At 65.3% G+C, this 26,657-nt stretch carries 28 protein-coding genes and 1 tRNA gene; 22 read left to right on the top strand and 7 right to left on the bottom strand.

The annotated features are described in order from the left end of the window. The first annotated feature begins 134 nt into the window (after positions 1-134). The 9 genes from lnt to infB all read left to right on the top strand — a co-directional run bounded on the left by lnt (position 135) and on the right by infB (position 10,175). Positions 135-1,754, top strand: a complete 1,620-nt coding sequence (lnt, locus tag DVH29_RS06065) for an apolipoprotein N-acyltransferase (RefSeq protein WP_114645426.1) — start codon at positions 135-137, stop codon at positions 1,752-1,754. Positions 1,755-1,890: 136 nt separating this feature from the next. Further along, positions 1,891-3,060 carry a methionine adenosyltransferase gene (gene metK / locus DVH29_RS06060; RefSeq protein ID WP_114645276.1) on the top strand — a complete coding sequence of 390 codons (1,170 nt, stop codon included), beginning with the start codon at positions 1,891-1,893 and terminating at the stop codon, positions 3,058-3,060. A gap of 86 nt (positions 3,061-3,146) precedes the next feature. After that, complete coding sequence (trmB, locus tag DVH29_RS06055; RefSeq protein ID WP_114645425.1) at positions 3,147-3,836, top strand: tRNA (guanosine(46)-N7)-methyltransferase TrmB; 690 nt, start codon at positions 3,147-3,149, stop codon at positions 3,834-3,836. Positions 3,837-3,873: 37 nt separating this feature from the next. Next, positions 3,874-4,128, top strand: coding sequence for a type II toxin-antitoxin system HicA family toxin (locus DVH29_RS06050; protein ID WP_114645275.1), 255 nt, complete (start codon positions 3,874-3,876; stop codon positions 4,126-4,128). Next, complete coding sequence (locus tag DVH29_RS06045) at positions 4,125-4,463, top strand: type II toxin-antitoxin system HicB family antitoxin (protein ID WP_114645274.1); 339 nt, start codon at positions 4,125-4,127, stop codon at positions 4,461-4,463. The genes DVH29_RS06050 and DVH29_RS06045 overlap by 4 nt, the downstream gene beginning before the upstream one ends. A gap of 112 nt (positions 4,464-4,575) precedes the next feature. Next, positions 4,576-5,196, top strand: coding sequence for a ribosome maturation factor RimP (gene rimP / locus DVH29_RS06040; RefSeq protein ID WP_114645273.1), 621 nt, complete (start codon positions 4,576-4,578; stop codon positions 5,194-5,196). A gap of 10 nt (positions 5,197-5,206) precedes the next feature. Then, a complete protein-coding gene (gene nusA / locus DVH29_RS06035; RefSeq protein ID WP_114645272.1) occupies positions 5,207-6,814 on the top strand; it encodes a transcription termination factor NusA in 1,608 nt (535 codons plus the stop codon). A gap of 134 nt (positions 6,815-6,948) precedes the next feature. Then, the gene (locus DVH29_RS06030) at positions 6,949-7,539 is read left to right on the top strand and encodes an RNA-binding protein (protein WP_114645271.1); all 591 of its coding nucleotides are present in this window, start codon (positions 6,949-6,951) and stop codon (positions 7,537-7,539) included. Further along, the gene (gene infB / locus DVH29_RS06025) at positions 7,536-10,175 is read left to right on the top strand and encodes a translation initiation factor IF-2 (RefSeq protein WP_114645270.1); all 2,640 of its coding nucleotides are present in this window, start codon (positions 7,536-7,538) and stop codon (positions 10,173-10,175) included. The genes DVH29_RS06030 and infB overlap by 4 nt, the downstream gene beginning before the upstream one ends. Positions 10,176-10,228: 53 nt before the next feature. Here infB and DVH29_RS06020 read toward each other — a convergent pair whose 3' ends face one another. Continuing rightward, positions 10,229-11,008, bottom strand: a complete 780-nt coding sequence (locus tag DVH29_RS06020; protein ID WP_114645269.1) for a LytTR family DNA-binding domain-containing protein — start codon at positions 11,006-11,008, stop codon at positions 10,229-10,231. A gap of 87 nt (positions 11,009-11,095) precedes the next feature. Between DVH29_RS06020 and DVH29_RS06015 the strand changes: the two genes are divergently transcribed. Next, positions 11,096-11,599 carry a DUF2306 domain-containing protein gene (locus DVH29_RS06015; RefSeq protein WP_114645268.1) on the top strand — a complete coding sequence of 168 codons (504 nt, stop codon included), beginning with the start codon at positions 11,096-11,098 and terminating at the stop codon, positions 11,597-11,599. A 60-nt stretch (positions 11,600-11,659) separates the two neighbouring features. On the opposite strand, the gene pheT is transcribed toward DVH29_RS06015, so the two are convergent. From pheT to rpmI, 5 genes are all read right to left on the bottom strand, one after another. Continuing rightward, positions 11,660-14,068, bottom strand: coding sequence for a phenylalanine--tRNA ligase subunit beta (gene pheT, locus DVH29_RS06010; protein ID WP_114645267.1), 2,409 nt, complete (start codon positions 14,066-14,068; stop codon positions 11,660-11,662). Beyond that, the gene (locus DVH29_RS06005; protein WP_199562534.1) at positions 14,065-14,475 is read right to left on the bottom strand and encodes an ASCH domain-containing protein; all 411 of its coding nucleotides are present in this window, start codon (positions 14,473-14,475) and stop codon (positions 14,065-14,067) included. The genes pheT and DVH29_RS06005 overlap by 4 nt, the downstream gene beginning before the upstream one ends. After that, complete coding sequence (pheS, locus tag DVH29_RS06000) at positions 14,475-15,560, bottom strand: phenylalanine--tRNA ligase subunit alpha (RefSeq protein ID WP_114645265.1); 1,086 nt, start codon at positions 15,558-15,560, stop codon at positions 14,475-14,477. Before pheS ends, DVH29_RS06005 begins: the two co-directional genes overlap by 1 nt. Before the next feature lie 135 nt (positions 15,561-15,695). Continuing rightward, positions 15,696-16,097, bottom strand: coding sequence for a 50S ribosomal protein L20 (rplT, locus tag DVH29_RS05995; RefSeq protein ID WP_114645264.1), 402 nt, complete (start codon positions 16,095-16,097; stop codon positions 15,696-15,698). Between the two features lie 68 nt (positions 16,098-16,165). After that, positions 16,166-16,366, bottom strand: a complete 201-nt coding sequence (gene rpmI / locus DVH29_RS05990) for a 50S ribosomal protein L35 (RefSeq protein WP_114645263.1) — start codon at positions 16,364-16,366, stop codon at positions 16,166-16,168. Between the two features lie 283 nt (positions 16,367-16,649). Here rpmI and DVH29_RS05985 point away from each other — a divergent pair, with 283 nt between their 5' ends. The 5 genes from DVH29_RS05985 (at position 16,650) to msrA (ending at position 21,967) form a co-directional block, all read left to right on the top strand. Beyond that, positions 16,650-17,231, top strand: coding sequence for an HdeD family acid-resistance protein (locus DVH29_RS05985; protein ID WP_114645262.1), 582 nt, complete (start codon positions 16,650-16,652; stop codon positions 17,229-17,231). Positions 17,232-17,297: 66 nt separating this feature from the next. Then, positions 17,298-17,834, top strand: a complete 537-nt coding sequence (locus DVH29_RS05980) for a CAP domain-containing protein (protein ID WP_114645261.1) — start codon at positions 17,298-17,300, stop codon at positions 17,832-17,834. A 101-nt stretch (positions 17,835-17,935) separates the two neighbouring features. Next, positions 17,936-20,827: a DNA polymerase I gene (gene polA / locus DVH29_RS05975; RefSeq protein ID WP_114645260.1), complete on the top strand. Its 2,892-nt coding sequence runs from the start codon at positions 17,936-17,938 to the stop codon at positions 20,825-20,827. A 196-nt stretch (positions 20,828-21,023) separates the two neighbouring features. Beyond that, complete coding sequence (gene msrB / locus DVH29_RS05970) at positions 21,024-21,464, top strand: peptide-methionine (R)-S-oxide reductase MsrB (RefSeq protein ID WP_114645259.1); 441 nt, start codon at positions 21,024-21,026, stop codon at positions 21,462-21,464. Then, positions 21,461-21,967 (top strand): peptide-methionine (S)-S-oxide reductase MsrA, encoded by a 507-nt coding sequence (msrA, locus tag DVH29_RS05965; RefSeq protein ID WP_114645258.1) that lies wholly within the window; start codon positions 21,461-21,463, stop codon positions 21,965-21,967. Before msrB ends, msrA begins: the two co-directional genes overlap by 4 nt. 6 nt (positions 21,968-21,973) lie before the next feature. Here the strand turns inward: msrA and DVH29_RS05960 are convergent, their stop codons facing one another. After that, positions 21,974-22,822, bottom strand: a complete 849-nt coding sequence (locus DVH29_RS05960) for a glycosyltransferase family 2 protein (RefSeq protein WP_158541578.1) — start codon at positions 22,820-22,822, stop codon at positions 21,974-21,976. Positions 22,823-22,937: 115 nt separating this feature from the next. Here DVH29_RS05960 and DVH29_RS05955 point away from each other — a divergent pair, with 115 nt between their 5' ends. The 7 genes from DVH29_RS05955 to DVH29_RS05935 all read left to right on the top strand — a co-directional run bounded on the left by DVH29_RS05955 (position 22,938) and on the right by DVH29_RS05935 (position 26,584). After that, the gene (locus tag DVH29_RS05955; protein WP_114645256.1) at positions 22,938-23,357 is read left to right on the top strand and encodes an Hsp20 family protein; all 420 of its coding nucleotides are present in this window, start codon (positions 22,938-22,940) and stop codon (positions 23,355-23,357) included. A gap of 13 nt (positions 23,358-23,370) precedes the next feature. After that, on the top strand, positions 23,371-23,673 hold the full coding sequence (locus DVH29_RS05950; protein WP_114645255.1) for a DUF1150 family protein: 303 nt from the start codon (positions 23,371-23,373) through the stop codon (positions 23,671-23,673). 165 nt (positions 23,674-23,838) lie between these two features. After that, positions 23,839-23,915, top strand: a tRNA-Arg gene (locus DVH29_RS05945). Positions 23,916-24,143: 228 nt separating this feature from the next. Beyond that, positions 24,144-24,851: a hypothetical protein gene (locus DVH29_RS16175; protein ID WP_147276014.1), complete on the top strand. Its 708-nt coding sequence runs from the start codon at positions 24,144-24,146 to the stop codon at positions 24,849-24,851. Further along, positions 24,841-25,086, top strand: coding sequence for a hypothetical protein (locus DVH29_RS16170; RefSeq protein ID WP_147276013.1), 246 nt, complete (start codon positions 24,841-24,843; stop codon positions 25,084-25,086). The genes DVH29_RS16175 and DVH29_RS16170 overlap by 11 nt, the downstream gene beginning before the upstream one ends. Further along, positions 25,079-25,426: an HNH endonuclease gene (locus DVH29_RS05940; protein ID WP_114645424.1), complete on the top strand. Its 348-nt coding sequence runs from the start codon at positions 25,079-25,081 to the stop codon at positions 25,424-25,426. The genes DVH29_RS16170 and DVH29_RS05940 overlap by 8 nt, the downstream gene beginning before the upstream one ends. Positions 25,427-25,492: 66 nt before the next feature. Continuing rightward, positions 25,493-26,584: a terminase large subunit domain-containing protein gene (locus tag DVH29_RS05935; protein ID WP_114645254.1), complete on the top strand. Its 1,092-nt coding sequence runs from the start codon at positions 25,493-25,495 to the stop codon at positions 26,582-26,584. Positions 26,585-26,657: the final 73 nt, after the last annotated feature.

Here is a 26,657-nt window from a genome sequence, read left to right as displayed (position 1 = left end):
TCGCGGCCGACCAAAGTCCAGGGCGGGGCGCTTGCGCGCTCCGCCCTTTTTGCCGTCCGGGCGCCGGTTCGGTTGACGCGAGGCCCCTCTCATGGCCACCGTCATGGCGTACTGATTCGGCCGCAAGGATGATGATGACCGCTCTCGCCGAATTCGCCATGCTGTCCTTCGGCTGGCGCCGGGCTCTCTTTGTCATGCTGGCCGGGGCGATCGCCGGACTGTCGGCGGCGCCGGTGTTTTTCCTCCCCGCCCTGTTCCTCGGGCTGTCCGTACTGGTCTGGGCGCTTGACGGCGCTGAGCGCCGCAAGGGGCTTGCGGGCGCTGTGTTCGGCCCGGCCTTCCGCATCGGGTTCGCCTTCGGGTTCGGCTATTTCGCCGTGACGCTGCATTGGGTGGGGGCGGCCTTCCTGGTCGATGGCGGCTGGCTGCTCGCCGCCATGCCCCCGGCGGTCGCCGGGCTGGCGCTGGTGCTGGCCCTGTTCTGGGGAATGGGGACGGCGCTGGCCCATATGCTCTGGTCGTCGGGGGCCGGGCGCATTTTCGCCCTCGCGGTTGGACTCACCCTCGCCGAATGGGCGCGGGGGACCCTTTTCACCGGCTTTCCCTTCAACCTTCTGGGCTATGCCCTCACCGCCAATGCCGAGATGATGCAGGCGGCCAGCCTGGTCGGGGTCTATGGGCTGAGCTTTTTCGCCGTCCTCATCGCCGCGACGCCCGCCCTGGTCTGGCCGGCGGCCGACCGCTCGCTGGTGGCCCGCATCGCGCCGCTGTTCGCTGCCTTCGCCCTCATCGCACTGCAGATCGGCTGGGGGCACTACCGCCTCGGCAACACCCCGACCACGCCGCTCGACGGGGTCAATCTGCGCATCGTGCAGCCGGTGATCTCCCAGGACATCAAATGGCAGACCTATGCCCGGGCCGAGACCATCCAGCGCCTGCTCGATCTTTCGACCATGCAGGTCGGCCCCGACGACGCCGGTCTGGACGACGTCACCCATCTCATCTGGCCCGAGGCGGCCATCCCGTTCTTTCTCTCCGACGAGCCCGAACTGCTCGCCCAGATCGCCCGCACGCTGCCCGACGCAATCTGGCTGGTGACCGGCGCGCCGCGCGAGCCCTATGGCACCAATGGCGAAATCGTGCCCGGCGCCAAGCCATACAACTCCATCCTCGCCTTCAACGGAGCCGGCGAGGTGGTGACTTCCTACGACAAGACCCATCTGGTGCCGTTCGGGGAATATCTGCCCTTTGACGACCTGTTCCGCGCCCTGGGCGTCACGCAGTTCGTCGCGGGATCACAGGGTTGGGCAGCGGGGTCCGAACGCCGGCTGATGGAGCTCCCGGGCTCGCCCGCCTTCCTGCCGCTCATCTGCTACGAGATCGTCTTCCCCGGTGCGCTGGGCCCGGTCGAGGAGGCGGCCTTCCTGCTGGTGCTCACCAATGACGCCTGGTTCGACGGCTCGATCGGCCCGGCCCAGCATTTCCACCACGCCCGCATTCGGGCGGTCGAGGAAGGGCGTGCCCTGGTGCGCGCCGCCAATTCGGGCATTTCCGCCCTGGTCGACCCGCTGGGCCGGATCGAGACCATGCTGGCGGAAGGACAGGTGGGGGCCATCAAGGGGGTGCCCGACCAGCCCCTCGCCGCGACGGTTTTCGCCCAATGGCGGTACGGGCCGCTGCTCGTCCTGCTGGCGCTGGGCCTCGTGGCCGCCCTCCCCGGCTGGCGCCGCCGCCGCAAGGGGCTCGACGGCTGATCGCCACATAAAGACTTCTTTATGTCCACCTTGCATTCCGGCCGCGAACCTGCGACAAGCGGAGCTGAAAGTGCATGGGTCTCCATGCACGCGCACTACCGCGTGCGCCCTCGCCGCTTTAGAAATGAGGTTTAACGTGGCCAGTTCCTCCTATCTGTTCACCTCGGAATCGGTTTCCGAGGGCCATCCCGACAAGATCTGCGATCAGGTGTCCGACGCCATCGTCGACGCCTTTTTCACCGAAGACCCCTATTCCCGCGTCGCCGTGGAAACCCTTGCCACCACCAACCGCATCGTTCTGGCCGGCGAGGTGCGCGGCCCCGCCTCCATCGATGCCGGGCGCATGGAGGAGCTGGCGCGCGGCGTGGTCCGGCGCATCGGCTACGAGCAGGAGGGGTTCCACTGGAAGACGCTGGATTTCTCCTGCCATGTGCATGAGCAATCGGCCCATATCGCGCAGGGGGTAGACGCCGCCGGCAACAAGGACGAGGGCGCCGGCGACCAGGGGATCATGTTCGGCTTCGCGGTCAACGAGACTCCCGAACTGATGCCCGCCCCGCTGATCTACGCCCACAAGATCCTGCGCAACATGGCCGCCGCCCGCCATTCGGGCGCGGTCAGCGAGTTCGGCCCGGACGCCAAGAGCCAGGTGACCCTGCGCTACGAGCACGGCAAGCCGGTGGGGGTCACCGCCGTGGTGGTCTCCACCCAGCACCGCGAGGGGGTCTCCCAGGCGTGCATGCGCGAACGGGTCCGTCCCTTTGTCGAGGAGGTGCTGCCCGAGGGCTGGATGCCGCCGGAGAGCGAATTCTACGTCAATCCCACCGGCGCCTTCGTCATCGGCGGGCCGGACGGCGATGCCGGGCTCACGGGGCGCAAGATCATCGTCGACACCTATGGCGGCGCGGCGCCCCATGGCGGCGGCGCCTTTTCCGGCAAGGACCCCACCAAGGTCGACCGCTCGGCGGCCTATGCGGCGCGCTATCTGGCCAAGAACGTCGTCGCGGCGGGGCTGGCGGAGAAATGCGTCATCCAGCTCGCCTACGCCATCGGGGTCAGCAAGCCCTTGTCGATCTTCGTCGACACCTATGGCACCGGCACGGTGGACGAGGACCGGCTGGGCATCGTGCTCCAGAAGGTGATGAACCTCTCGCCGCGCGGCATCCGCGAGCATCTGGGCTTGAACAAACCCATCTATGAGCGCACCGCCGCCTATGGCCATTTCGGCCGCGAGCCGGACGCCGATGGCGGCTTTTCCTGGGAAAAGACCGACCTGGCCGAGGACATCAGGGCCGAACTGAGCTGAGCCTTGCCCATCGGCGGCGATGGCCATAAAAGCGCGGCGCAGCCCTGCCGCGCTTTTGTTTTGTCGAGGTATCCAGTTTGAAACCCATTCCGCAGGACCCCAAGGGCCCGCGCGCCTTTTTCGGCCGCCGCTCCGGCAAGAAGCTGCACAAGGGCCAGAGGGCGCTGTTCGAAACGCTGCTGCCCGAGCTCTCGGTGGATATTTCCGCGCCGGTCGATCCGGGGATTCTGTTTCCCGCGGCGCGCCATATCCATCTCGAGATCGGCTATGGCGGGGGCGAGCATATTTCGCGCATGGCGCGGGAAAACCCAGAGGATGGGTTTATCGGCTGCGAGGTGTTCACTGGCGGCATCGGCAAGCTGCTCGAAACCATCGACGCCGAGGCGATCGGCAATATCCGCCTTTTTCCCGATGACGTCATCAAGCTCCTGGCCGTGATGCCCGACGCCTCGGTCGACCGGTTTTACGTGCTCTATCCCGACCCCTGGCCCAAGCCGCGCCACCACAAGCGGCGGCTGATCCAGTTTCCGGTGCTGGCCGAATTCGCCCGGGTGCTGAAGCCGGACGGCCGCTTCCGCTTTGCCACCGATATCGAGGACTATGCCAACTGGACCCTGGCCCACATCCTGCGCAGCGAGGATTTTTCGTGGCCGGTTCAGGCGCCGGGCGCCTGGCACGCGCCCTATCCCGGCTGGCAACCCACTCGCTACGAAGAAAAGGCGCGGCGGCAAGGCCGGATGCAGAGCTTTTACTTGGAGTTCCTGCGCCGGGCTTGATGATTGCTCGTGGTATCGCCATATGGTACCATGATGCATGAAGCGAAAGCACGAGGCGACCCTGCAGCGGATCTTTGCCCGTCCCGTCAGCGGATCGATCCGATGGGCCGAGATCGAGGCGTTGCTGATCGCCCTGGGGGCTGAGATTTCCGAGCGCGAAGGATCGCGGATCGCCGTGGTGCTTTTTGACGATGTGCGCATTTTTCACCGGCCCCATCCTTCCCCCGACACCGACAAGGGCGCAGTGGCCAGTATGCGGAAATGGCTCGAAAGCCATGGAGTGACACCATGAAAAACATCATCGAGATCGACGGGCACAAGGCGCTGGTGACCTTCGACCCGGACCTGGGCCTGTTGCGTGGCGAATTTCTCGGCCTGTCCGGCGGCGCCGATTTCTATGCAGCCAGCGTCGATGCCCTGCGGGAAGAAGGGCGCCTGTCGCTCGGGACCTATCTGGAGGTCTGCGCCGAAAAGGGCATAGCGCCCTTCCGGCAGTTTTCGGGACGGTTCAACGTCCGCCTCGATCCGTCCCTGCATGAAGCGGCCGTGGCGGCGGCGGCGGCCGAGAACAAGAGCCTCAATGAATGGGTGGCCCAGACCCTCGCCGAAGCCGCCAAGGCGTCCTGAGAGCGGACCTTGCCTTTTCCCGGCTTGCGCGCTATATAATCGCCAACAATCTCGGAAAATGAGAGAGTGGGTGCCAACCGGCCCCGCTCTTTTTTATTGATCAAGACACCGCATGGCCCATACCAGACGCTATATTCGCGAATCCGCCCTCGAAGCCCGCATCGCGGGGATCGTCGAGCCCGTGGCCCAGTCCCTGGGCTATGATCTGGTGCGCATCCGCGTCACCAATGACAATGGCTGCACCTTGCAGATCATGGCCGAGGACGAGACCGGGCGCTTCACCATCGACGATTGCGAAAAGCTCCATAACGACCTCAACCCGATCCTCGATCTCGAAGACCCGATCGACCGGGAATATCACCTCGAAATCTCCTCCCCCGGCATCGACCGCCCCCTGGTGCGGGCCCGCGATTTCGCGGCCTGGGCCGGGCACGAGGCCAAGGTCGAACTCTCCGACATGGTGGATGGCCGGCGGCGCTTTCGCGGTGAGATCGTGGGCGCCGACGAGGAGACCTTCTCCATCCGCCTGCCCGACGCCCCGGCCGGCACCGAGCCGGTGCACACTCTGCCGCTGGCGCTTCTGGCCGATGCCAAGCTGGTGATGACCGACAAGCTGCTCGAGGAGGCCCGCCAGCGCCAGGCGGACGATCCCGATTACGACGACTCCGACGAGGATGTCGAAACCATCTACACCGACGAAACCGACGGCCCCGACGCCGAAGAGCGCAATTAGGAGACCACAGATGGCCGTTTCAGCCAACAGACTGGAACTTTTGCAGATCGCGGATGCGGTGGCGCGGGAAAAATCCATCGACCGCATGATCGTGATCGAGGCGATGGAGGAAGCCATCCAGCGCGCCGCCAAGGCCCGCTATGGCGCCGAAACCGAGGTCAAGGCCGAGATCAACCCGCGCACCGGCGAACTGCGCCTGTGGCGCCTGCTCGAAGTGGTGGAGCGGGTCGAGGAATATGGCCGGCAGATTTCCCTGAAGGAAGCCATCGGCAAGAATTCCGCCGCCAAGCTGGGCGACTACGTCACCGAGCCGCTGCCCCCCATCGAGTTCGGCCGCATCGCCGCCCAGTCGGCCAAGCAGGTGATCGTGCAGAAGGTGCGCGATGCCGAGCGCGACCGCATGTATGAGGAATATGCCGATCGGGTCGGCGAGATCGTCAACGGCTCGGTCAAGCGCGTCGAATATGGCAATGTGATCGTCGATCTGGGCCGGGGCGAAGCCATCATCCGCCGCGACGAACTGATCCCGCGCGAGCAGTTCCGCTATGGAGATCGCGTGCGCGCCTATATCTATGACGTACGGCGCGAGCAGCGCGGGCCGCAGATCTTCCTCTCGCGCACCCATCCGCAATTCATGGCTAAGCTGTTCGCCCAGGAAGTGCCGGAAATCTACGACGGCATCATCACCATCCGCTCCATCGCCCGCGATCCGGGCAGCCGCGCCAAGATCGCCGTGACCTCCTCGGACTCCTCGATCGATCCGGTCGGCGCCTGCGTGGGCATGCGCGGCAGCCGCGTGCAGGCGGTCGTGGGAGAATTGCAGGGCGAAAAGATTGATATTATCCCCTGGACGAACAATATAGCAGATCTGGTCGTCTCGGCGCTCCAGCCGGCCGACGTCGCCAAGGTGGTGCTCGACGAGCAGGCCGAGCGGGTCGAAGTGGTGGTTCCCGACGAGCAGCTCTCGCTCGCCATCGGCCGCCGCGGCCAGAATGTGCGTCTCGCCAGCCAGCTTCTGGGCTGGGATATCGACATCCTGACCGAACAGGAAGAGAGCGAGCGCCGGCAGAAGGAATTCACCGAACGCTCGGCCCTGTTCATGGACGCGCTGGACGTGGACGAGATGGTGGCCCAGCTTTTGGCCTCGGAAGGCTTCTCCTCGATCGAGGAGCTGGCCTATGTCGATCTCTCGGAAATCGCCTCGATCGGCGGCTTCGACGAGGAGACGGCCGGGGAGATCCAGAACCGCGCCACCGAATATCTCGACGCGCGCGAACGCGAACTGGACGAGGAGCGGCAGAAGCTCGGGGTCGAGGACGCGCTCTACGACATTCCGGGCCTTTCCGCCGCCATGCTGGTGGCGCTGGGCAAGGACGACATCAAGACGGTCGAGGATTTCGCCGGCTGCGTCGCCGACGACCTCATCGGCTGGTCCGAGCGCAAGGACGGCGAGACCAAGCGTTATGACGGCACGCTCTCGGCCTATCCGCTCAGCCGCGAAGAGGCCGAGGACATGATCATGGCGGCCCGGCTCAAGGCGGGCTGGATCACCGAGGACGACCTGCCGCAGGCGGAAGAGGCGCAAGGCGAGGAAGCCGAGGCCGAGATCGCCGGCTGAGGCCGCCGCCTAAAGGATGAACGGGGCCGCCCGACCGGTGGCCCCGGTGAGAGTTTGACGGTGCCGCGGGCCCATCGCGCCCGCGACAGCATGAAGAGGGATTGGCCTTGGGCCGCGCAAAGCAAGTTCAAAGGATGTGTGCGCTGACGCGGGAAGAGCGTCCCGCTTCCGAACTCATCCGCTTCGCGGTTTCGCCCGAGGGAGACATCCTGCCCGATGTGGACGGCAAGGCCCCGGGCCGGGGGGTCTGGATCACCTGCTCGCAGCAGGCGGTGGAAGAGGCGGTGAAGCGGAAGGTTTTCGCCCGCAGCCTCAAGGAAAACGTCAAGGTGCCGCCCGACCTTGCACAAATGGTCCGGTCCCGGTTAGAACAGCGCCTCAGCGGCGCTCTGGGCCTGGCGCGCAAGGCCGGCATTCTCGTGACTGGCGCGGCCAAGGTCGCCGGCCTTCTCGAGACGGGGCGGGCCGGGGCCCTCATCACGGCGCGCGACGCGGCGCCGGACGGGCGCCGCAAGATGTTGCAGTCGATGCGGCGCGGTTTCGGCGAGGAGAAGCTGCCCCATATCGAATCTCTTTCGTCGGCCCAATTGGGTTTGGCATTGGGGCTCGAAAATGTGATACACGCTGCGCTGACCTCCGGCGCGGCGGCAAATTCGGCGATAGAGCGGGCCCATCGGCTCAGCGCTTTTCTCGCCACAGACAGAGAAGAAGACGGCACCATATGACCGATAAGGACAAGACCAGCGACAATCAGGGCCCGGGGAAAAAGACCCTGACCCTCAAGGGCGCGCCCAATCTCGGCGCACGGCCCGGCATGTCGCGGTCCTCACGTACCGTGGTTGTTGAAAAGCGCACCCGCCGGGTCGGCGCGCCGGGCGGCGCCGGGCCGCAGGGTTCGGGCGCCGCACCGGCCGGTGGCGGCCGCCCGCAGCCGGGCGGCCAGCGCCCCGGAGGCCAGCGTCCGGGCGGCGGCAGGCCGCAATCGGCCAGCCCGCGCCATTCGGGCGCGCCGGCCGGCAGCCTGACCCAGAGCGAGAACCAGGCCCGCGAACGCGCCTTGCGCGAAGCGGCGGCCCGCGCCGAGGAAGACCGCATCAAGGCCGAGGAGGAAGAGCGCCGCTTCGCCGAGATCGACGCCCGCCGTAAGGCCGAGCGCGACGAAATCGAACGCCGCGCCGCCGAGGAAGAGGCCAAGAAGACCGAGGAAGCCGAAGCCGAAAAGGTTCGCGACGAGCTCGATTCCATCGTGCCGGTCCGCGCCGGCCAGGCCCGTCCCAAGCCGCAGGCCAAGCCCTCGCCGCGCGCTGCCCAGCCCAATATGCCGCCCCCGCCCCCGCCGGGTGAAGGCGAGGACGATCGCGTGCGCCGCCGCGCCGCGCCGGCCCCCAAGGCGCTTGTCGACAAGGACGAGCTCGAGCGCGCCAAGCGCTCCGCCGCCCCCAAGCCCAGCGCCACCCCGACCCGGCGCGACAACAGCTCGCGCGGCCGGCTCAACGTCAATTCGGCGCTGGACGACAACGACCAGCGCGGGCCCTCGCTCGCGGCCATGCGCCGGCGCCAGAACAAGAAGATGGGCAAGACCCAGAAGGCGGCCCAGCCCAAGCTCAGCCGCGAGGTGATCATCCCCGAGGCGATCACGGTGGCCGAACTGGCCAACCGCATGTCCGAGCGTGCCGTCGACGTCATCAAGCTGCTGATGGCCCAGGGGCAGATGCTCAAGATCAATGACGTGATCGACGCCGACACCGCCGAGCTGGTGGCCACCGAAATGGGCCATACGGTGAAGCGCGTGGCCGAGAGCGACGTGGAAGAAGGCCTGTTCGACGACGTGGCCAAGGACGATGCAGGCGACCTGGTCGCCCGCCCGCCGGTCGTCACCATCATGGGCCATGTCGACCACGGCAAGACCAGCCTGCTCGACGCGCTGCGCGAGGCCAATGTGGTCTCGACCGAAGCGGGTGGCATCACCCAGCATATCGGCGCTTATCAGGTGGAAAAGAACGGCCAGAAGATCACCTTCCTCGACACTCCGGGCCACGAGGCGTTCACCGCCATGCGGGCCCGCGGCGCCCAGGCCACCGACATCGCCATCCTGGTGGTGGCGGCGGACGATGCGGTGATGCCGCAGACGGTGGAATCGATCAAGCACGCCAAGGCGGCCGGGGTTCCGATCATCGTGGCGATCAACAAGATCGACAAGCCCGCCGCCGACCCCACCAAGGTGCGCACCGACCTGCTCCAGCACGAGGTGTTCGTGGAATCCATGGGCGGCGACGTGCTGGACGTGGAAGTCTCGGCGCTCAAGAAGATCAATCTCGACGGGCTGCTCGAAGCGGTGCTGCTGCAGGCCGAAGTGCTTGAGCTCAAGGCGCCGGAAAAGGGCTCGGCCCAGGGCCTCGTGATCGAATCCAAGCTCGACAAGGGTCGTGGCGCCGTGGCGACCGTCCTCGTGCAGCGCGGTACGCTGAGCGTCGGTGACATCGTGGTGGCGGGCAATGAATGGGCCAAGGTCCGCGCCCTGATCGACGACAAGGGTGAGCAGGTCAAGGCCGCCGGTCCCTCGACCCCGGTCGAGGTGCTGGGCTTCTCGGGCGTCCCCGATGCCGGCGACCGCTTCGCCGTGGTCGAGAACGAGGCTCGGGCCCGCGAGATCACCGAATACCGCCAGCGCGTCATCCGCGAAAAGTCGGCCGGTGGCGGCGCGACCTCGCTCGAGCAGATGATGAAGCAGCTCAAGGACAGCGACATCGCCAAGTTCCCGCTGGTCATCAAGGGCGACGTGCAGGGCTCGGTGGAAGCGATCGTCTCGGCGCTCAACAAGCTCTCGACCGACGAGGTCTCGGCGCAGATCCTCTATTCGGGCGTGGGCGGGATCACCGAATCCGACGTGACCCTGGCCACCGCCTCCAAGGCGGTGATCATCGGCTTCAACGTGCGCGCCAACAAGCAGGCCGCCGAACTGGCCAATCGCGAAGGCATCGAGATCCGCTACTACAACATCATCTACGACCTGATCGACGACGTGAAGGGCGTGATGAGCGGCATGCTCGCGCCGGAAGTGCGCGAGACCTTCATCGGCAATGCCGAGATCCTCGAGGTGTTCAACATCTCCAAGGTCGGCAAGGTCGCCGGCTGCCGGGTCACCGAGGGCATGGTGGAACGTGGCGCCGGGGTGCGTCTCATCCGCGACAACGTGGTGATCCACGAAGGCAAGCTCTCGACCCTCAAGCGCTTCAAGGACGAGGTCAAGGAAGTGCCGGCCGGCCAGGAATGTGGCATGGCGTTCGAGAAATACGAGGACATGCGCCCCGGGGACGTCATCGAATGCTACCGCGTGGAGAAGGTGCAGCGCTCGTTGTAGGCTGCGACCTCTCGTCAAAGCATCAGGCGCGGACCGCAAAGGCCGCGCCTTTTTCATGAGCTTCCGAATGCGGCCCGGGCAGCGGCCAGATGGGAGCGTGAGACGGGAAGCACCGTGCCGTCCCTGAGCTTCACGACGGCGCGGCCGTCCACCCTGCCGAGGCCAGCCGCCGCGCCAAGCGCCACCCAATGGCTCCGGTGGATCTGCAACCCGTCGATGCCCCGCGTTTCGGCGATGGCATCGGCCAGGCGCATCAGAACCAGCGCCTTGCCGCGTTCGGTGAACACTTCGACATAGTGATCGGCCATGGACATATGGGTCAGCCTGCCGCGCACGGCCTGCGGCAGACGATCGAGGATGGGCGGGGAGGTGGGCTCCTCCGGCAGCGCGCCTGCGGCAAGGCGGGGACGCACCACCGCTTCGAGAAGCGTCATCAGACCGAGGCTTATGGCGAGATTATAGAGATAGAGCTCGTGCAACGCGATGCCCGTCTGGCCCAGATCGGGAAAGAACAACAGGCTCACCGCGATGACATAGAGGGTGACCGGCACCGAGGCGCCCAACCCCAGGATGAGGATACGCAGCGCGAGCGGATGTCGTGCGGTCAGGCGCGCGTAAGCGGGAACTGCGCCCACCAGACCTGCCCCGTAACTGCCCAGCGCGATCAGCAGCCAATAGAGGAGGCGCGGCGCCAGCGGCAGCAAGGCAAAGGTTCCGAAGGGGCCGGTGAGCCCCGCCATGGCCCCGACGCCGATCATGACGGCAAGGGCGAGCGGGTCGGAATACACACGGCGCAATTCGCGAAGCGTCAATTGCACAAGCGTTTCCTTCACGAACCAATCCTGTCGCTGGCGTAGAGGGTGTTGCCGGGGCGGCGTCCACGCGATTGAACGTCTGCGAAGTCATGCCGGAGAGCCCCCATGGATGCAACCGCCCTCATCGAAGCGACCGTCTTCATCCAGATCCATGCCGCCTGCGCGGTGCTGGCCCTGATCATCGGAACGCTGTCGCTGTTCTGGGAAAAGGGCACGCCCCTGCACAAGGCCCTGGGCCGGATCTGGATCGGCCTGATGCTTTGCGTTTCGGCCTCATCCTTCTTCATCAGCGAAATCCGGGTGCTGGGTCCTTATAGCCCGATTCATTTGCTCTCGCTGCTGACGCTGTTCGGCCTCTGGGGCGGGTGGCGCGCCATCCGGGCCGGCGATGTCAGGACGCACCGGTCGACCATGATTGCCGTCTATGGCGGGGGGCTGATCGGTGCGGGGCTTTTCACGCTCCTGCCCGGCCGCATCATGCATCAGGTGATCTTCACCGATGGCGGAGCGATGGCCGTGCTGTTCGCCATACTCGTCGCTGGAACGCTGGTCGCGCTTCACTATCAACGCCGCCAGCGGCATGCGGTGCGATCACGCGCTGCCGATTAGGATGCCGGCCCCGCCGATCGCTCGGCGGGGCTTTTGTCTTGTCCCGGTTGCCGCAAGGGCTCAGGCTCTCAGCGCGCCGCCGGTGGCCTTTTCGACCGCGGCGACGATGCGGCCGCTCACCGCCTCGATCTCCTCTTCGGTCAGCGTATGGTCCCTGGGCTGCAGGGTCACCTCGATGGCCACCGATTTCTTGCCCTCGCCCAGATGGGCTCCGGCAAAGACGTCGAACACCGAGATTTCGCTCACGAGGCCCTTGTCGGCGCCGCGCGCCGCGCGCAACAGGCCGGCCGCCTCGACATCGGCGTCGACGACGAAGGCGAAGTCGCGCTTGACCGGTTGGAACTGCGAGAGCTCCAGCGCCGGCTTGGCCCGGGTCGGCTTTTTGCGCGGCTCGGGAATGGCGTCGAGATCGATCTCGAAGGCCGCCACCGGTCCGTCGAGATCGAGCTGGTCCACCAGCCCGGGATGCAGTTCCCCGAACCAGCCCAGGATCAGCTTGGGCCCGAGCTGCACGCGTCCGCCGCGGCCCGGATGGCTCCACGCCGCCGGTTCGGCCACCACCTGCACCTTTTCGATATCGATCCCCAGCGCGTCGAGGGCCGCCGCCAGGTCGGCCTTGGCGTCATAGACGCCGACCTTGTCCGCCTTGCCCTGCCAGTGCCGGCCCGCGCCGGTGAACCCGGCCGTACCGGTGCGGATGCCGGTAGCATGGGTGCGCTGGCCCTCGGGGGCGTCGGAGAAGAACACCTGGCCCACCTCGAACAGCGCCACATCGGCAAAGCCGCGATTGGCGTTGCGGCCGGCGCCCGACAAAAGGCCCGGCAGCAGCGAGGGGCGCATATCGGTCATGTCCGACGCGATGGCATTGGCCAGCCGCAGGGTCGGCGTGCCGCCGCCGAAGGTTTCGGCCAGCTCGGTGGAAATGAACGACCAGGTCACCGCCTCGTTCATGCCGCGCGCCGCCAGTGCCCGCCGCGCGATGCGGCGGCGGTTCTGGATCGGGGTGAGCATGCGCGGCGCCACGCCCGACAGCCGGGCCAGCGGCGTCACCGGGACCTTGTCGACCCCGACCATGCGCATCACCTCCTCGACCAGGTCGGCCTTCATGGTGACGTCGGGGCGCCAGCTCGGCACGCGCACCTGCCTGCGCTCGCCGCTGCCCGACACCGCAAAGCCCAGCCGGCCCAGAATGGCCTCAACCTCGGCCGGTTCGACCTTGAGGCCGGTCAGCCGCTCGATCTCGCTCAAGGGGAAATCGATCCGGGTGCCGGGGGCTTCCACATGGCCGGCGACGACCACTTCGGCGGCCTCGCCCCCGCACAGATCGAGCACCATACGGGTCGCCAGCTCGATCCCCGGCATGACCGAAGCGGGGTCCACGGTGCGCTCGAAGCGGTAGCGGGCGTCCGAGACGATGCCGGTCTTGCGTCCGGCCGCCGCGATGGCTTTGGGCTCGAACCAGGCGCATTCGATGAACACATTGGTGGTTTGGTCGGTCGAGCCGGTATCCTCGCCGCCGATCACCCCGGCCAGCCCCAGCACTTTTTCGTCGTCGGCGATCACGCACAGGGTCTCGTCGACCTCATAGGTCTTGCCGTCGAGGGCGAGGAAGCTCTCGCCTTGCCGCCCCATGCGGGCCGAAACCCCGCCGGCCAGCTTGTCGGCGTCATAGACGTGCAGCGGCCGCGCCCGGTCGAGGGACACGTAATTGGTGATATCGACCAGGGCGTTGATCGGGCGCAGCCCGACGGCGCGCAAACGGTCCTGTAGCCATTGCGGCGAGGGGCCGTTGGCGATGTTCTTCACCAGCCGCCCGGCGAACATCCGGCAGACCTCCCCATCGACCGCAACGGCGATGGGGGACGGCCCGGCGCTCGCCGGCACCGGGGCAACCGCCTCGTTCCGCAGCGTGCCCAGCCCGGCGGCGGCGAGGTCGCGGGCGATGCCGCGCACGCCGGCGCAATCGCCGCGATTGGGGGTCAGCCCGACCTCGATGACGACCTCGTCGAGCCCGGCATATTGGGGATAGGAGACCCCGACCGGGGCATCCTCAGGCAACTCGATGATTCCGTCATGGTCGTCCGAGAGCTCCAGCTCGGCATTGGAACACAGCATGCCGTTGGAAACCTGACCGCGGATATTGCCCTTGCCGATGGTCATGTCCTTGCCCGGAATATAGGTGCCGGGGAAGGCGAACACCGATTTCAGCCCCGTGCGGGCATTGGGGGCGCCGCAGACCACGTCGATCAATTCGCCGGTGCCCGCATCCACCTTGCAGACGCGGAGCTTGTCGGCATTGGGGTGCTGTTCGGCGCTCACCACATGCGCGGTGACGAAATCCTTGAGCGCCGCACCGCTGTCGGTCACCGCCTCGACCTCGAGCCCGACCATGGTCAGGGTCTCGATGATCTCGTCGGAGGTTGCGGTTGTCTCGAGATGGTCCTTGAGCCAGGAAAGCGTGAATTTCATCTTGGATCCCTATCCAGCACTTCGATGAGCCTGAAGCGCTCGCAAACGAGTTTCATCTCGCCGCTCCACCCGCCATTGCGGGAGAAGAAGGCGATGTGTCCTTCGCGCCAGGCCGCATAGGGGCCTTCGCCCTCGGCCTCGGCAAAATCTTTGCTCACCGCGTCGAATGCCATGATCTCGACCGCGGTGGTCTCGATGACGCAGGCCGGGCGGCCGGCCCCGTCGAGCACGATGTCGCGCCGCCCGATCTCGGGAAGCGGCTCGCCATCGGCCTCGTGGTCGCGCAAGGCACCGCACGTCGCGGTTTTTGTTCCCGCCAGCACCAGCGCAAGCAGTTCGTCCGCCAGTTCGGGGCTGTCCCCGAAGGCGAAGCGATGCGCATCGGCATAGCGGGCCGGCAGAGCCATCAGCTCGACAAGCCCCCGAACAGGGTCGGCAGGTCGAAGGGACGGAAGCCGTAATGGTCGATCCAGCGCTTGTCGGCGTCGAAAAAGGCCCGCAGGTCCGGCATGCCGTATTTGAGCATGGCGATGCGGTCGATCCCCATGCCCCAGGCAAAGCCCTGATAGACGTCGGGATCGAAACCCCCGGCCCGGATCACATTGGGGTGCACCATGCCGCAGCCCAGGATCTCCAGCCAGTCATTGCCCTCGCCGATCTTGACCTCCCTGCCCGAGCGGTCGCATTGCACGTCCACCTCCATCGAGGGCTCGGTGAAGGGGAAGAAGCTGGGGCGGAAGCGGGTGGTGACGCTCTCGACCTCGAAGAAGGCCTTGAGGAACTCCTCGATCACCCAGCGCAACTGCCCGATATGGGAATTCCTGTCGATCACCAGCCCCTCCACCTGATGGAACATGGGGGTATGGGTCTGGTCGGAATCGTTGCGATAGGTGCGGCCGGGGATGACGATGCGGATCGGCGGCTCGGCCTGTTCCATGGTGCGGATCTGCACCGGCGAGGTGTGGGTGCGCAACAGCTTGCGCTCGCCCTTGGCGTCGGGCTCGAAAAAGAAGGTGTCGTGCATCTCGCGCGCCGGGTGCCCCTCGGGGAAGTTGAGCGCGGTGAAGTTATAATAGTCCGTCTCGATATCGGGGCCTTCGGCGATGGCGAAGCCCATGTCCGAGAAGATGGCGGTGATCTCGTCGATGGTCTGGCTGATCGGGTGCACCCGGCCGATGGCGGTGGGAGCGGGCCGCAGCGGCAGGGTCACGTCGAGCTTTTCGCGCGCCAGGCGGGCCTCCAGCGCCGAAGCGGCCAGGTCTGCGCGCTTGTCTTCGATGGCGGCCGCGATCTCGGATTTCAGCCCGTTGATGGCCGGGCCCTGCTCCTTGCGCTCCTCGGGGCTCATCTTGCCCAGCGTGGCCAGCAGGGCGGAAATCGAGCCCTTCTTGCCCAGAGCGGAGACGCGCACCGCTTCGAGTGCGGTTTCGTCCTGCGCCTCGGCAATCGCGGCACGGATCGAGAGGGAAAGGTCGGCGATGGCGGTGGACATGATCTTCTTCGTATCGTGAACGGGTTTCGGGCGAAGCGGTAGCAAACGAAAAAGCCCCGCGCCACCCCTAAAGGGGGCAGCGCAAGGCTTTGAATCTCCGGCCTCAGTTAAGGCGCGTGCGCGTCCGCTGGAAAATCAGGCGGAAATGCGCTCGTGGGTGGTCGCTTCGATGTCACCGAGATAGGTGAGGGCGTCCTTGGCCTTGACGACCAGCGCTTCGAAAGCCGCCGGTTCGTGCACGGCCAGATCGGCCAGGACCTTGCGGTCCACTGCGACCTCAGCCTTGCTGAGGCCGTCAATAAATCGGCCATAGGTCAGCCCATGGCTGCGCACGGCGGCGTTGATGCGCTGGATCCACAGCGCACGGAAATTGCGCTTCTTGGCCTTGCGGTCGCGATAGGCGTACTGGGCCGCCTTTTCGACGGCCTGGACCGCCGAGCGGTAATTGGTGGAGCGGCGACCATAATAGCCCTTGGCGGCCTTGATCACCTTCTTGTGGCGGGCGTGGGCGGTAACGCCTCTTTTCACGCGGGACATGTTGTTATCCTCAAATCTGACGGGGCGCTGTCAAGCCAGCGCGACAATCCAAAACTGCCGGCAACCGCTCAGCGGTCGTAGGGCATGTACTTCTTGACGATCTTGGCATCGGCGTCGGCCATGACCGAGGTGCCGCGATTGGTGCGGATGTACTTGGCGTTGTGGCTGATCAGGCGGTGGCGCTTGCCGGCGGCACCGGCCAGGACCTTGCCGGTCGCGGTGACCTTGAAGCGCTTCTTGGCGCCAGATTTGGTCTTCATCTTGGGCATTTTGCGGTTTCCTTTTGGTCTTCTTGCAGCCGCTCTGGTGAGCTTCCGCTTTCATGAACCGCCACGGCATGCCTTTTGGCCGGGCGGCTCGAATGCGCATCGGGTATGCGAGATGCGCGACATACACAATCCGTGGCCAGGCCGCAAGGGCGTGTCCATGGATCGACCGCTTATAGGGCCAAGCCGGCCGTCGTGCAAGCGGGGAGACGGCAAATGAACCTTAACATTCGAGGCGCATGCTGGGCGGATCGATCCGCCCGCTGCAACCGCAAGGAAGGCCGCCATGCCCGTATCCGTCAATGCCGCATCGGAAATCTACCAGGAAGCCATTCGCGACTCGGTGCGCCGCTCGGCCTTTCTCTATCTCGTCCAGGCCGGGCTGATGATCGTCGCCGGGATTCTGGCCATCATCTTCCCGATCTTTTCCGCCCAGACCATCACGCTCGCCATCGGCTGGCTGCTGATCCTGAGCGGGCTGATGCAGGGGCTGAGCCTCATCGCCACCTGGCGGGCCTCCTATGCCTCGCTGCAACTGATGTCGGCGGTGCTGGGGGTTCTGATCGGCGTCCTCATCCTCATGAACCCGGCCCAGTCGATCATCGGCTTCAGCCTGCTCATCGTGGTCTTCTTCATGATGGAGGGGCTGGGCAAGCTCATCTGGGCCCTCACCATCCGCCCGCTGCCCGGCTGGCCTTGGGTGGCGCTGAGCGGCGCCCTGGGCATGGTGCTCTCGGTGTTCCTCATCGCCAATCTGGAAACCGCCGCCAGTTGGGTGCTGGCCATGCTGGTCGGGCTGCAGCTGATCGTCATCGGCGCCGCCATCGGCTATCTCGCCTGGTCGATCCGCATGGCGGCCAAGGCGTGAGGCCAAGGCCGGAAAACGGTGATTTGGGAGGTTTCAAAGCGGCCCGGTTCGGCTAGGATTGCGCCCATGACCGAACCCACCCGCCGCCGATTCCTCACCCTCTCCGCCCTGGGCTTTGGCGCCGCCGCGCTCAGCGGCTGCATGGGCGGGCCGATGATCATGCAGACCGCCCGCGCCGATCCGGTCTCCGCGATCACCATCGCCGAGGCGAGCGAAAAGCTCAACGCCATGCGCGCGGAGCGCAACCTGCCGCTGCTCGGCCACAACGCCACGCTGCAAAAGGTCGCCGAGGAGCAGGCGCAATTGATGGCCGACACCACCACCATCGCCCATACCGCCGCGCCCGAGCAGACCCTCATCGTCCGCCTGCGCCGGGCCGGGTTCGGGGGCGGGGCGGGGGAAAACCTCGCCGGCGGCCCGCCCAATCTCGACGCGGTGATCGCCGGCTGGCTCAAATCGCCCTCGCATCACCGCACTATGGTCAATCCCGATTACGTGCAGTTCGGCCTGGCCCTGCGGCGCGGGCCCTCGACCACCTACAACACTTATGGCACCTATTGGGCGCTGCTCATGGGGGTCAAATCCCCGCCGGGTCGTGCCTAGGCATGACGCCTGGGCGCTTGCCCCCCATCCCTATTCGCGCGAAAGTCCGCACCAAACAGAATCGTTGAGGGCGCGCAATGCCGGGCCCGAGGAAACCCGCCATGCATCTCGTCCTAGTCGACGGCTCGTCCTTCATCTTCCGCGCCTATCACGCGCTGCCGCCCCTCACCCGCAAATCGGACGGCCTGCCGGTCGGCGCGGTCTCGGGCTTCTGCAACATGCTGTTCAAGCTCGGCGAGGACCTCAAGGGGGAGAACGAGCCCACCCATTTCGCGGTGATCTTCGATTATTCCGGCACCAGCTTCCGCAACGATCTCTACGACCAGTACAAGGCGCATCGGCCCGAAGCGCCCGAGGACCTGGTCCCGCAATTCCCCCTCACCCGCGCCGCCACCCGCGCCTTCTGCCTGCCCTCCATCGAGCAGGAAGGCTATGAGGCCGACGACATCATCGCCACCTATGCCTGTCAGATGCGCGACCGGGGCGGCAAGGTCACCATCGTCTCCTCCGACAAGGATATGATGCAGCTGATCGACGACGATCACATCCAGATGCTCGATACCATCGCCCGCCCCGGCCAGCCGCCCCTGCGCTGGATGGGCCCGGACGAGGTGATGAAGAAATTCGGCGTCACCCCGGACAAGGTGGTCGACGTGCAGGCGCTGTGCGGCGACCCGGTCGACAACGTGCCCGGCATTCCCGGCATCGGGGTCAAGACCGCCGCCCTGCTGATCAACGAATATGGCGATCTGGAAACCCTCCTGGCCCGCGCCTCGGAGATCAAGCAGCAAAAACGTCGGGAATCGATCATCGAGCACGCCGATCTGGCCCGCATCTCGCGCAAGCTGGTCGAGCTCGATTGCAATACCCCGGTCGAGATCCCGCTCGACGATCTGGTGCGCCAGCCCCTCGACGCCAAGTCGCTGATGCCGTTCCTCAAGGCCATGGAATTCACCTCGATCACCCGCCGCATCGCCGCGCTGCTCGACGTGGACCCTGACGATTTCGAGGCCGATCCCGAGCTGGCGGCGCGGGGCGCCTCGATCCCCGGCGCCATCGCGGTCTCGGAAGGCCCGTCCCCGGCTTCGGGCACGTCGGGTCCCGACGCCCATGCGGAAGCGGTGCTGGAAAAGATCCGCGCCATTCCGTGCCGGCACGAGGATTACGAGATCGTCCGCGACGCCGACGCGCTGGCCGCCTGGATCGCCGACATCGTGGACACCGGCCATGTGGCGGTGGATACCGAGACCACCGGGCTCGACAACCAGGCCGCCGATCTGGTCGGCATCTGCCTTGCCACCCGCCCCGGCCGCGCCTGCTACATTCCCCTGGGGCACGTCACCGGCGAGGGCGACATGTTCGGCGGCGGGCTGGCCGAGGGGCAGATGGACATGCGCACCGCCCTCGACATGCTGCGCCCCGTCCTCGAGGACCCGGCGATCCTCAAGATCGGCCAGAACGTCAAATACGATCTGGGCATCCTGGTCCGCTACGGCATCGTCATGGCGCCGATCGACGACACGCTGCTGATGAGCTACGCGCTCGACGGCGCGCGCAACAACTCCATGGATGCGCTGGCCGACAAATACCTCTCCCATACCTGCCTCAAATTCACCGACCTGGCGGGCACCGGCAAGAACCAGCTGACCTTCGACCGCATCGCCATCGACACCGCCTCGCGCTACGCCGCCGAGGATGCCGATATCACCCTGCGGCTCTGGCAGGTGCTCAAGCCGCGCCTCGTCGCCCAGGGGGTCACCACGGTCTACGAGACGCTCGACCGTCCGCTGACCCCGGTACTGGCCCGCATGGAAGCGCGGGGCATCACCGTCGACCGGCAGATCCTGTCGCGCCTGTCGGGGGATTTCGCCCAGCGCGCCGCCGCGTTCGAGGAGCAGGCCTACGAACTGGCCGGGGAAAGGTTCAATCTCGGCTCCCCCAAGCAGCTGGGCGACATCCTCTTCGGCCGGATGGGGCTCGAAGGTGGGACAAAGACCAAGACCGGCGCCTGGGCCACCGGCGCCTCGGTGCTCGACGACCTCGCCGCCAAGGGCGTCCCGCTGGCCCAGACGGTTCTCGACTGGCGCGGGGTGAGCAAGCTCAAATCCACCTATACCGACGCGCTGCCCGGCTATGTCAATCAGCGCACCCAGCGCGTGCACACCTCCTACAACCAAGCCTCGGTGGCGACGGGACGGCTGTCGTCCAACGAGCCCAATCTGCAAAATATCCCCATCCGCACCGAGGATGGCCGCAAGATCCGCAACGCCTTCATCGCCACCCCGGGCAATGTGCTGATCTCCGCCGACTATTCGCAGATCGAATTGCGGGTCCTCGCCCATATCGCCGACATCCAGTCGTTGCGCGACGCCTTCGAGGAGGGGCTGGATATCCACGCCATGACCGCGTCGGAGATGTTCGGCGTGCCCATCGCGGGCATGGACCCGATGATCCGTCGCCGGGCCAAGGCGATCAATTTCGGCATCATCTACGGCATTTCCGCCTTTGGCCTTGCCAACCAGCTCGGCATTTCGCGCGGCGAGGCGGGGGAGTACATCAAGACCTATTTCGCCCGTTTCCCCGGCATCCAGGACTATATGAGCGAGCAGCGCCGCATCGTCAAAGCGCAGGGCTATGTCTCGACCATTTTCGGCCGTCGCATTCCGTTCGAGAACGTCAACACCAAGAACCCGTCGGAGCGGGCCTTCATCGAGCGCGCCTCGATCAACGCCCCCATCCAGGGCTCGGCCGCCGATATCATCCGCCGCGCCATGATCCGCATGGAGCGTGTGCTGGCGGACGAGAACGTCCCGGCCGACATGCTGCTGCAGGTCCATGACGAACTGATCTTCGAAGCCCCCGCCGACAAGGCCGAGCAGGCGATCCCCATCATCAAGCGGGTGATGGAGGGGGCCCCCGAACCGGCCCTGCGCCTCAGCGTGCCGCTCAGCGTCGAGGCCAAGGCCGCCAGCAACTGGGACGAGGCGCATTAGAGTGCGGTCAGGAAAAGTTGCAGACTTTTCCGGTTCGACCGCACGACACATCAGCAATTTGGAGTGTGATCCAGATTCAACGAAGCTGGATCACACTCTAGCGACGGACGGATGAGGGGCGCTGAGCCGGCGGAGCCCCGCCCCCTCGCAAATGTCCGCCCCAATCCCCATATTGGGCAAAACCTAAGGAGCCGTCATGACATACAAGAAGACTGACGAGGCCATTGCCCGGCTGACGCCCGAACAATATCGGGTCACCCAGGAAAATGGCACCGAATATCCCGGCACCGGCGCATACAACACCCACAAGGCCCCTGGCCTTTATGTCGATGTCGTCTCCGGCGAGCCGCTCTTTGTTTCCTCGGACAAGTTCGATTCCGGTTGCGGCTGGCCGAGCTTCACCAAGCCGGTGGCCAATGTCACCGAATTGCGCGACACCAGCCATGGCATGATCCGTACCGAGGTCCGCTCGGTGCATGGGGACAGCCATCTCGGCCATGTCTTCCCCGACGGGCCGGCCGATCGCGGCGGGCTGCGTTATTGCATCAATTCCGCCTCCCTGCGTTTCGTGCCGCTCGAGGCCATGGAACGCGAAGGCTATGGCGATTATGTTGATCAGGTGGAGACCCAATCATGAGTGAACGTGCCGTCCTGGCCGGAGGCTGCTTCTGGGGCATGCAGGATCTGATCCGCAGGCTGCCCGGCGTCGAAACAACCCGCGTGGGCTATTCGGGGGGCGATGTGGACCACGCCACCTATCGTCATCACGGCACCCATGCGGAAGCCATCGAGGTCGTCTTCGATCCCGAAACGCTCTCCTACCGCAAGCTGCTCGAATTCTTCTTCCAGATCCACGATCCCACCACGCCGAACCGGCAGGGCAACGATATCGGCACCAGCTATCGTTCGGCGATCTATTACGAGGACGAGGCGCAGAAAAAGACCGCGCTGGATACCATCGCCGATGTGGAGGCCTCGGGCCTGTGGCCCGGCAAGGTGGTGACCGAAATCGAACCGGTGGGCCCCTTCTGGGAGGCCGAGCCCGAGCATCAGGATTATCTCGAGCGCATCCCCAATGGCTATACCTGCCATTTCCCGCGCCCCGGATGGGTGCTGCCCCGGCGTGCCGCGGCGGAATAGAGCCGTTCAGGCGCCCAGCCGCGGCTCGATATGGTCCTCGAACAGCGCGACCCCGCCGGAGGCTGGAGCATCCGGCGCGAAGGCGCGTTCGGCGGCCAGTGAGAGGGCGAGGAAGCGGTCCAGCCCTTCGCACCCGCGCGGGTCGGCGAGGGGATAGAAGCCCGTGGCCAGCCTGTGGCGCATCAGCAGCTTGGTCGCCACCATCTTTTCGGTTACTCCCGGACCGTTGGAAACCGAGACCGGCATCTTCACATAATCGTGCAGCGGCGTGCCCACGTGAAAGCAGGCCGGAAGGACCGCGAACAGCTTGAGCAGGAAATCGAGATCGGTAAGGCAGGGCAGGCTGGGATCATAGCGCGGATCGACGCGGCGCCGGTCGTGCACCAGCATGGAATCCATGGAGAAATTGGTGAACTTGTAGGCTCCCGGCGACAATAGCCGGTCCGGCCCCCGTCCCACATGGCGCAGATGCGTGCCATCGGGCAGGGTGACGTCGAGGGCGCAGGAGACCAGCCCGTGCCGGGCGGCGAGCGGGGCCATGATGGCCAGTTTCCCGGGCTTATAGGCATCGTCGGCATCGAGAATGGCGGCGATGTCGTAGCGGGCCGCATCGAGCCCCACATTGCGCGCCGGAGGCGAGCCGCCGCCGAAAACCCCGCTCTCGAAATGACGGATGCGGGGATCGGCCAGCCCGGCCCGGCCGAGGATGGCCTCGTAATCGTCCCCGTCATCGGCGACCACGATCAATTCGAAATCCGCATGGCCGCCCTCCAGCACCGAGCGCACGGCGCGGGCTATGGTCGCCTGGCCGCGATAAACCGGCATGACGATGGACACCGGAGGGGGTGCGGACATTGCGGCTTCCCTTGAATGGCGCGGTCGAAGACCCATATCATAGCCAATCGACGATGATGCCGAAATTGCGGGTCATCGTGGACATGTTGCTTGACGATCAAGGACATCTCGACCGATGACGAGGGTATCTGTGTTTTCCGCCCCCTTTCTTTTGGGGTTCGACGCGTTCGAAGAGCGCTTCGACAGGCTGGCCAAGGCCGCCGAGGGCTATCCTCCCTACAATATCGAGCGCATCACCCAGGGTGATGGAGAGACCTATTGCATCGCCATCGCGGTGGCCGGGTTCTCGCGTAACGATCTGGAAGTGATTGGGGAGGATAATCAGCTCATCGTGCGGGGCCGGCAGAAGGATGACGGCACGCGGGACTATCTGCATCGCGGCATAGCCGCCCGGCAGTTCCAGCGCAGTTTCCTTCTGGCGGACGGCATGAGAATCGAGGGGGCCGAACTCAGGAACGGCCTGCTCGTTATCACCGTATACCGGCCCGTTGCCAAACCGGTGACTCGCCGCATCGAGATCAGCTCGGTCGAGTAGAAAGGTGTGCGTTATGAACAAGCCCAATGAAAAATCGGCCTATGCCGAAGCCCGGTTCGGGCTGGCGGCTGAACCGCTCAAGACCCTGACCGAAGCCCAGTTCGCCGCGCTTGGCGCCGGCGATATCGTGTTCTGGAAGCAGATGGATGCCGGCGAACTGGCCGCGTTCATTCCCCAGGCTGCCATGGCTCCGGCCCAGCAGCGCCTCGAATTGCTGATGAGCGCCGACGGCGCCCCGGTGCTGATCGCCGACAGTCCGGAAGCGGTCATCGACTGGATCGACACCCACGAAGTGCGGCTGGCAACCCTCCACTGACCGGCCCGCCCTTCCCCCCGCGGGGTTTCCTCATCCCTTCCCCGCGGGGACCATTCCCCTCTCGCTTTTCCCCGACAAAAGAAGTGGCCCGAAGCCAATTCCCATGTTGCGCCTGGGTCCGCCTTACAGTAGGTTCGCGCCCATCGTCAGGCGTCTTCTGCCTTGGCACCCGTAGCTCAGCTGGATAGAGCGCTGCCCTCCGAAGGCAGAGGTCACACGTTCGAATCGTGTCGGGTGCGCCAATCTTCCCAATGACTTAGCAGGTATCGACCGTAAGGCCGAATTGCCTCTGTCCGCAGATTGTCCGCGCTACGGCCCTTTCAGGGGTTTGCGGAAATGCAAAACGCCGCCCCGGCTGGACCCCGGAACGGCGACTATGCAGATGGAAAACACACCAGCGTTTTCAGCGGCAATTTCTATCATGCAAAGCCAACGGTCGCAATGGTCTCATGCGGGATTGGAGGTGCTGCATGAGCGCCGCCAAACCCATTGCCGTGTCATCTGGCCTTTTGGGAGTTCTGAACAAACCTATCCGCGACCCCCAGCGCTATGCGGGCTATCTCACCGGCGAGATCGCAACCGTTCCAGCGACAACCGTTCCCACCCGTCTCACCGGCCCAAAGAGCGGACACCTCTATCCGACAATGAGCCGGTTCGCGAAGCGCCGCCTGCAGCGGTCTCCAGATCGGGAGCGGTCGATCCATAGGCGGCGCACACTCGCAGCAACGTGGCCGATGCCGCCCGCGATGGCAGGCTCTCTCACCACAAGCCAAGTTGCCTATGCTCGCATCGTCTCCGATGAGGTCAAGCGATCTGGCGATTGCCGGTTAACGCTCGATGAAATCGCTGCGCGCGGCGGCATGTGCCGCAAGACGGCAAAGCGGGCGCAGGATCGTTTAACCGAGCTTGGCTGGGTCAAAGTCACTGAGCGGCCTGTGAGGGGCCGCAAGCACCTCTCCAATGTTGTCGCGATCGCTTCGGCGGAATGGATGACGTGGATCAAGATGGGGCCGAAGCCGTCGCGCCGCATAGGGGGACATTCGTGTCCTACCACGGAAAACCAGTCTATTCCTCTTAATAGCTCAGTGCCATTGGAGAGGCAGAAAGGGGCTCTGGAACGAAGGAAATGGCGAAGTCCGGGCACACTGAACCGAACGGGAGGTTCAGATGCTGTATAGGCCGAAGGATGAGGCACAATCGGAGCGCTTTATCGCCAGCGATGGGCAGAGCTATGTGTCTATCAACACCTCAAAAAGCAGGGCTTTCGCCGCCGCTTGCCTGGCGGAATGGTCCTCTCGTGTCGATGGGGAGGATCGCCGTTGGATGCTTCAACATAAATGGGTGACTGTGCCGGTCGATGTGCTGCCTGCCGCGCGGGAACGACTGGATCGGGGAGAAACCGCTAATGGCTGATTGGCCCTACAATACTGCGACCTGGCGGCGGTTACGCCTCGCCAAGCTGGCCCATGATCCTTTGTGCTTTGCCTGCCAGTTGCGCGGGCAGATCGTCATGGCTCGCGCGGTCGATCACATCAAGTCAGTGAAGTCGGGCGGAGATCCCTTCCCCTCGCTCGATGGGCTGATGAGCCTTTGCGACCGATGCCACAATGAGAAGACCGGCGCGGTTGATCGGCCGGATCGAGCAGCGACCGGACGACGCTTCAAAGGTTTCGACGCACAAGGCAATCCCATTGATCCCGGTGATGATTGGCATGGTGGGGGTGCCTCGAAAGACCAGAAATGCGGGACCTAAGGAGCGGCGGGGGTAATGACAAAATACTTAGTTTCAAAAACTTAGCAGGATTTAGGGGATTGGCAGATGGCACTTAGAGGCAAGGGAGCGAAGGCACTTTCGGCTCGCGGAAAGATCGAGGTTCGCGAGGTCGCGCCCTGGGACGAGCCGGGTTTGACCCGTGCCGAGCGGGTGATTGCCTTCTGCGAAGATTTGCCGATCACGGCCGGGAAGCTGGCCGGATCGCAGATGGAGTTGCGAGAGTGGCAGCGCGAATTCATCCGCGATGTCTATGCAGTGGACGATGCCGGCAACCGGCCGGTGCGAACGGCGGTGCTGTCGATGGGCCGCAAAAACGGCAAGACCCAGCTCGCGGCGGCGCTCGCGCTGTGCCATCTGCTGGGGCCGGAAGCCGAGCCGCGTGGTGAGGTCTATTCCTGCGCCCTGACCCGCGACCAGGCCGCGAAGCTCTATGCCGAGATGGCGGCGATCCTGCAATTTCATCCCGAGCTGGATGACCGCTGCAACGTGGTGCGCTTCACCAAACAGATCGAGGTTCTATCCGGCGACGGCATGGGCTCGATCTATACGGCGCTGTCCGCCGATGCCGGGAGCAAGCTGGGCCTATCGCCTTCCTTCGTCGTCTATGACGAGTTGGGCAGCGCGCCGAACCGGGCGCTGTTCGACGCCATGGATACCGCGTCGGGTGCCCGAGACAATCCGCTGATGATGGTGATTTCCACCCAGGCGGCCGATGACCATGCCGTCATGAGCGAGCTGGTGGACTATGGGATACGCTGCCAGGATGGCGATATTGTCGATCCCAGCTTTCATCTGACGCTCTATGCCGCGCCGCAGGATGCGGACCCCTGGGAGCCGGATACCTGGCTGCTGGCGAACCCGGCCATCGGCGATTTCCGTTCGCTCGAAGACGTACAGCGCCAGGCTGGCCAGGCTCGCCTTGTGCCGTCAAAAGAGGCCGCATTCCGAAACCTGATCCTCAATCAGCGCGTGTCGTCGGTCTCCCGCTTCATCCACAAGGCGGAATGGAATGCCAATGGTGGCAAGCCGGACCTGGCGCGGCTGGAAGGCCGGCAGTGCTTCGCCGGCCTTGATCTGGGCGCAACGCGTGATCTGACCGCCTTCGTCATGGTGTTTCCCGATGAGCAGGGCGGCTAGGCTGAATCGACATTCATCGCATCCACAGCATTGCTGCGGCGAGTTGCAAGAAGCTTAGGAAGTGGGTCGCGCG

Source organism: Pelagibacterium lacus (genome assembly GCF_003345525.1).
GTDB lineage: Bacteria > Pseudomonadota > Alphaproteobacteria > Rhizobiales > Devosiaceae > Pelagibacterium > Pelagibacterium lacus.
Note: the sequence above shows the minus strand (reverse complement) of the source record. Positions and strands in the feature narration are given on the sequence as shown.

Coding starts and splice junctions, on each gene's coding strand:
- lnt (WP_114645426.1), top strand. CDS start 135: ATGACCGCTCTCGCCGAATTCGCCATGCTGTCCTTCGGCTGGCGCCGG.
- DVH29_RS06050 (WP_114645275.1), top strand. CDS start 3,874: ATGAAGCGAAAGCACGAGGCGACCCTGCAGCGGATCTTTGCCCGTCCC.
- DVH29_RS06045 (WP_114645274.1), top strand. CDS start 4,125: ATGAAAAACATCATCGAGATCGACGGGCACAAGGCGCTGGTGACCTTC.
- rimP (WP_114645273.1), top strand. CDS start 4,576: ATGGCCCATACCAGACGCTATATTCGCGAATCCGCCCTCGAAGCCCGC.
- nusA (WP_114645272.1), top strand. CDS start 5,207: ATGGCCGTTTCAGCCAACAGACTGGAACTTTTGCAGATCGCGGATGCG.
- DVH29_RS06030 (WP_114645271.1), top strand. CDS start 6,949: ATGTGTGCGCTGACGCGGGAAGAGCGTCCCGCTTCCGAACTCATCCGC.
- infB (WP_114645270.1), top strand. CDS start 7,536: ATGACCGATAAGGACAAGACCAGCGACAATCAGGGCCCGGGGAAAAAG.
- DVH29_RS06015 (WP_114645268.1), top strand. CDS start 11,096: ATGGATGCAACCGCCCTCATCGAAGCGACCGTCTTCATCCAGATCCAT.
- pheT (WP_114645267.1), bottom strand. CDS start 14,068: ATGAAATTCACGCTTTCCTGGCTCAAGGACCATCTCGAGACAACCGCA.
- DVH29_RS06005 (WP_199562534.1), bottom strand. CDS start 14,475: ATGGCTCTGCCGGCCCGCTATGCCGATGCGCATCGCTTCGCCTTCGGG.
- pheS (WP_114645265.1), bottom strand. CDS start 15,560: ATGTCCACCGCCATCGCCGACCTTTCCCTCTCGATCCGTGCCGCGATT.
- rplT (WP_114645264.1), bottom strand. CDS start 16,097: ATGTCCCGCGTGAAAAGAGGCGTTACCGCCCACGCCCGCCACAAGAAG.
- rpmI (WP_114645263.1), bottom strand. CDS start 16,366: ATGCCCAAGATGAAGACCAAATCTGGCGCCAAGAAGCGCTTCAAGGTC.
- DVH29_RS05985 (WP_114645262.1), top strand. CDS start 16,650: ATGCCCGTATCCGTCAATGCCGCATCGGAAATCTACCAGGAAGCCATT.
- DVH29_RS05980 (WP_114645261.1), top strand. CDS start 17,298: ATGACCGAACCCACCCGCCGCCGATTCCTCACCCTCTCCGCCCTGGGC.
- polA (WP_114645260.1), top strand. CDS start 17,936: ATGCATCTCGTCCTAGTCGACGGCTCGTCCTTCATCTTCCGCGCCTAT.
- msrB (WP_114645259.1), top strand. CDS start 21,024: ATGACATACAAGAAGACTGACGAGGCCATTGCCCGGCTGACGCCCGAA.
- msrA (WP_114645258.1), top strand. CDS start 21,461: ATGAGTGAACGTGCCGTCCTGGCCGGAGGCTGCTTCTGGGGCATGCAG.
- DVH29_RS05960 (WP_158541578.1), bottom strand. CDS start 22,822: ATGTCCGCACCCCCTCCGGTGTCCATCGTCATGCCGGTTTATCGCGGC.
- DVH29_RS05955 (WP_114645256.1), top strand. CDS start 22,938: ATGACGAGGGTATCTGTGTTTTCCGCCCCCTTTCTTTTGGGGTTCGAC.
- DVH29_RS05950 (WP_114645255.1), top strand. CDS start 23,371: ATGAACAAGCCCAATGAAAAATCGGCCTATGCCGAAGCCCGGTTCGGG.
- DVH29_RS16175 (WP_147276014.1), top strand. CDS start 24,144: ATGAGCGCCGCCAAACCCATTGCCGTGTCATCTGGCCTTTTGGGAGTT.
- DVH29_RS16170 (WP_147276013.1), top strand. CDS start 24,841: ATGCTGTATAGGCCGAAGGATGAGGCACAATCGGAGCGCTTTATCGCC.
- DVH29_RS05940 (WP_114645424.1), top strand. CDS start 25,079: ATGGCTGATTGGCCCTACAATACTGCGACCTGGCGGCGGTTACGCCTC.
- DVH29_RS05935 (WP_114645254.1), top strand. CDS start 25,493: ATGGCACTTAGAGGCAAGGGAGCGAAGGCACTTTCGGCTCGCGGAAAG.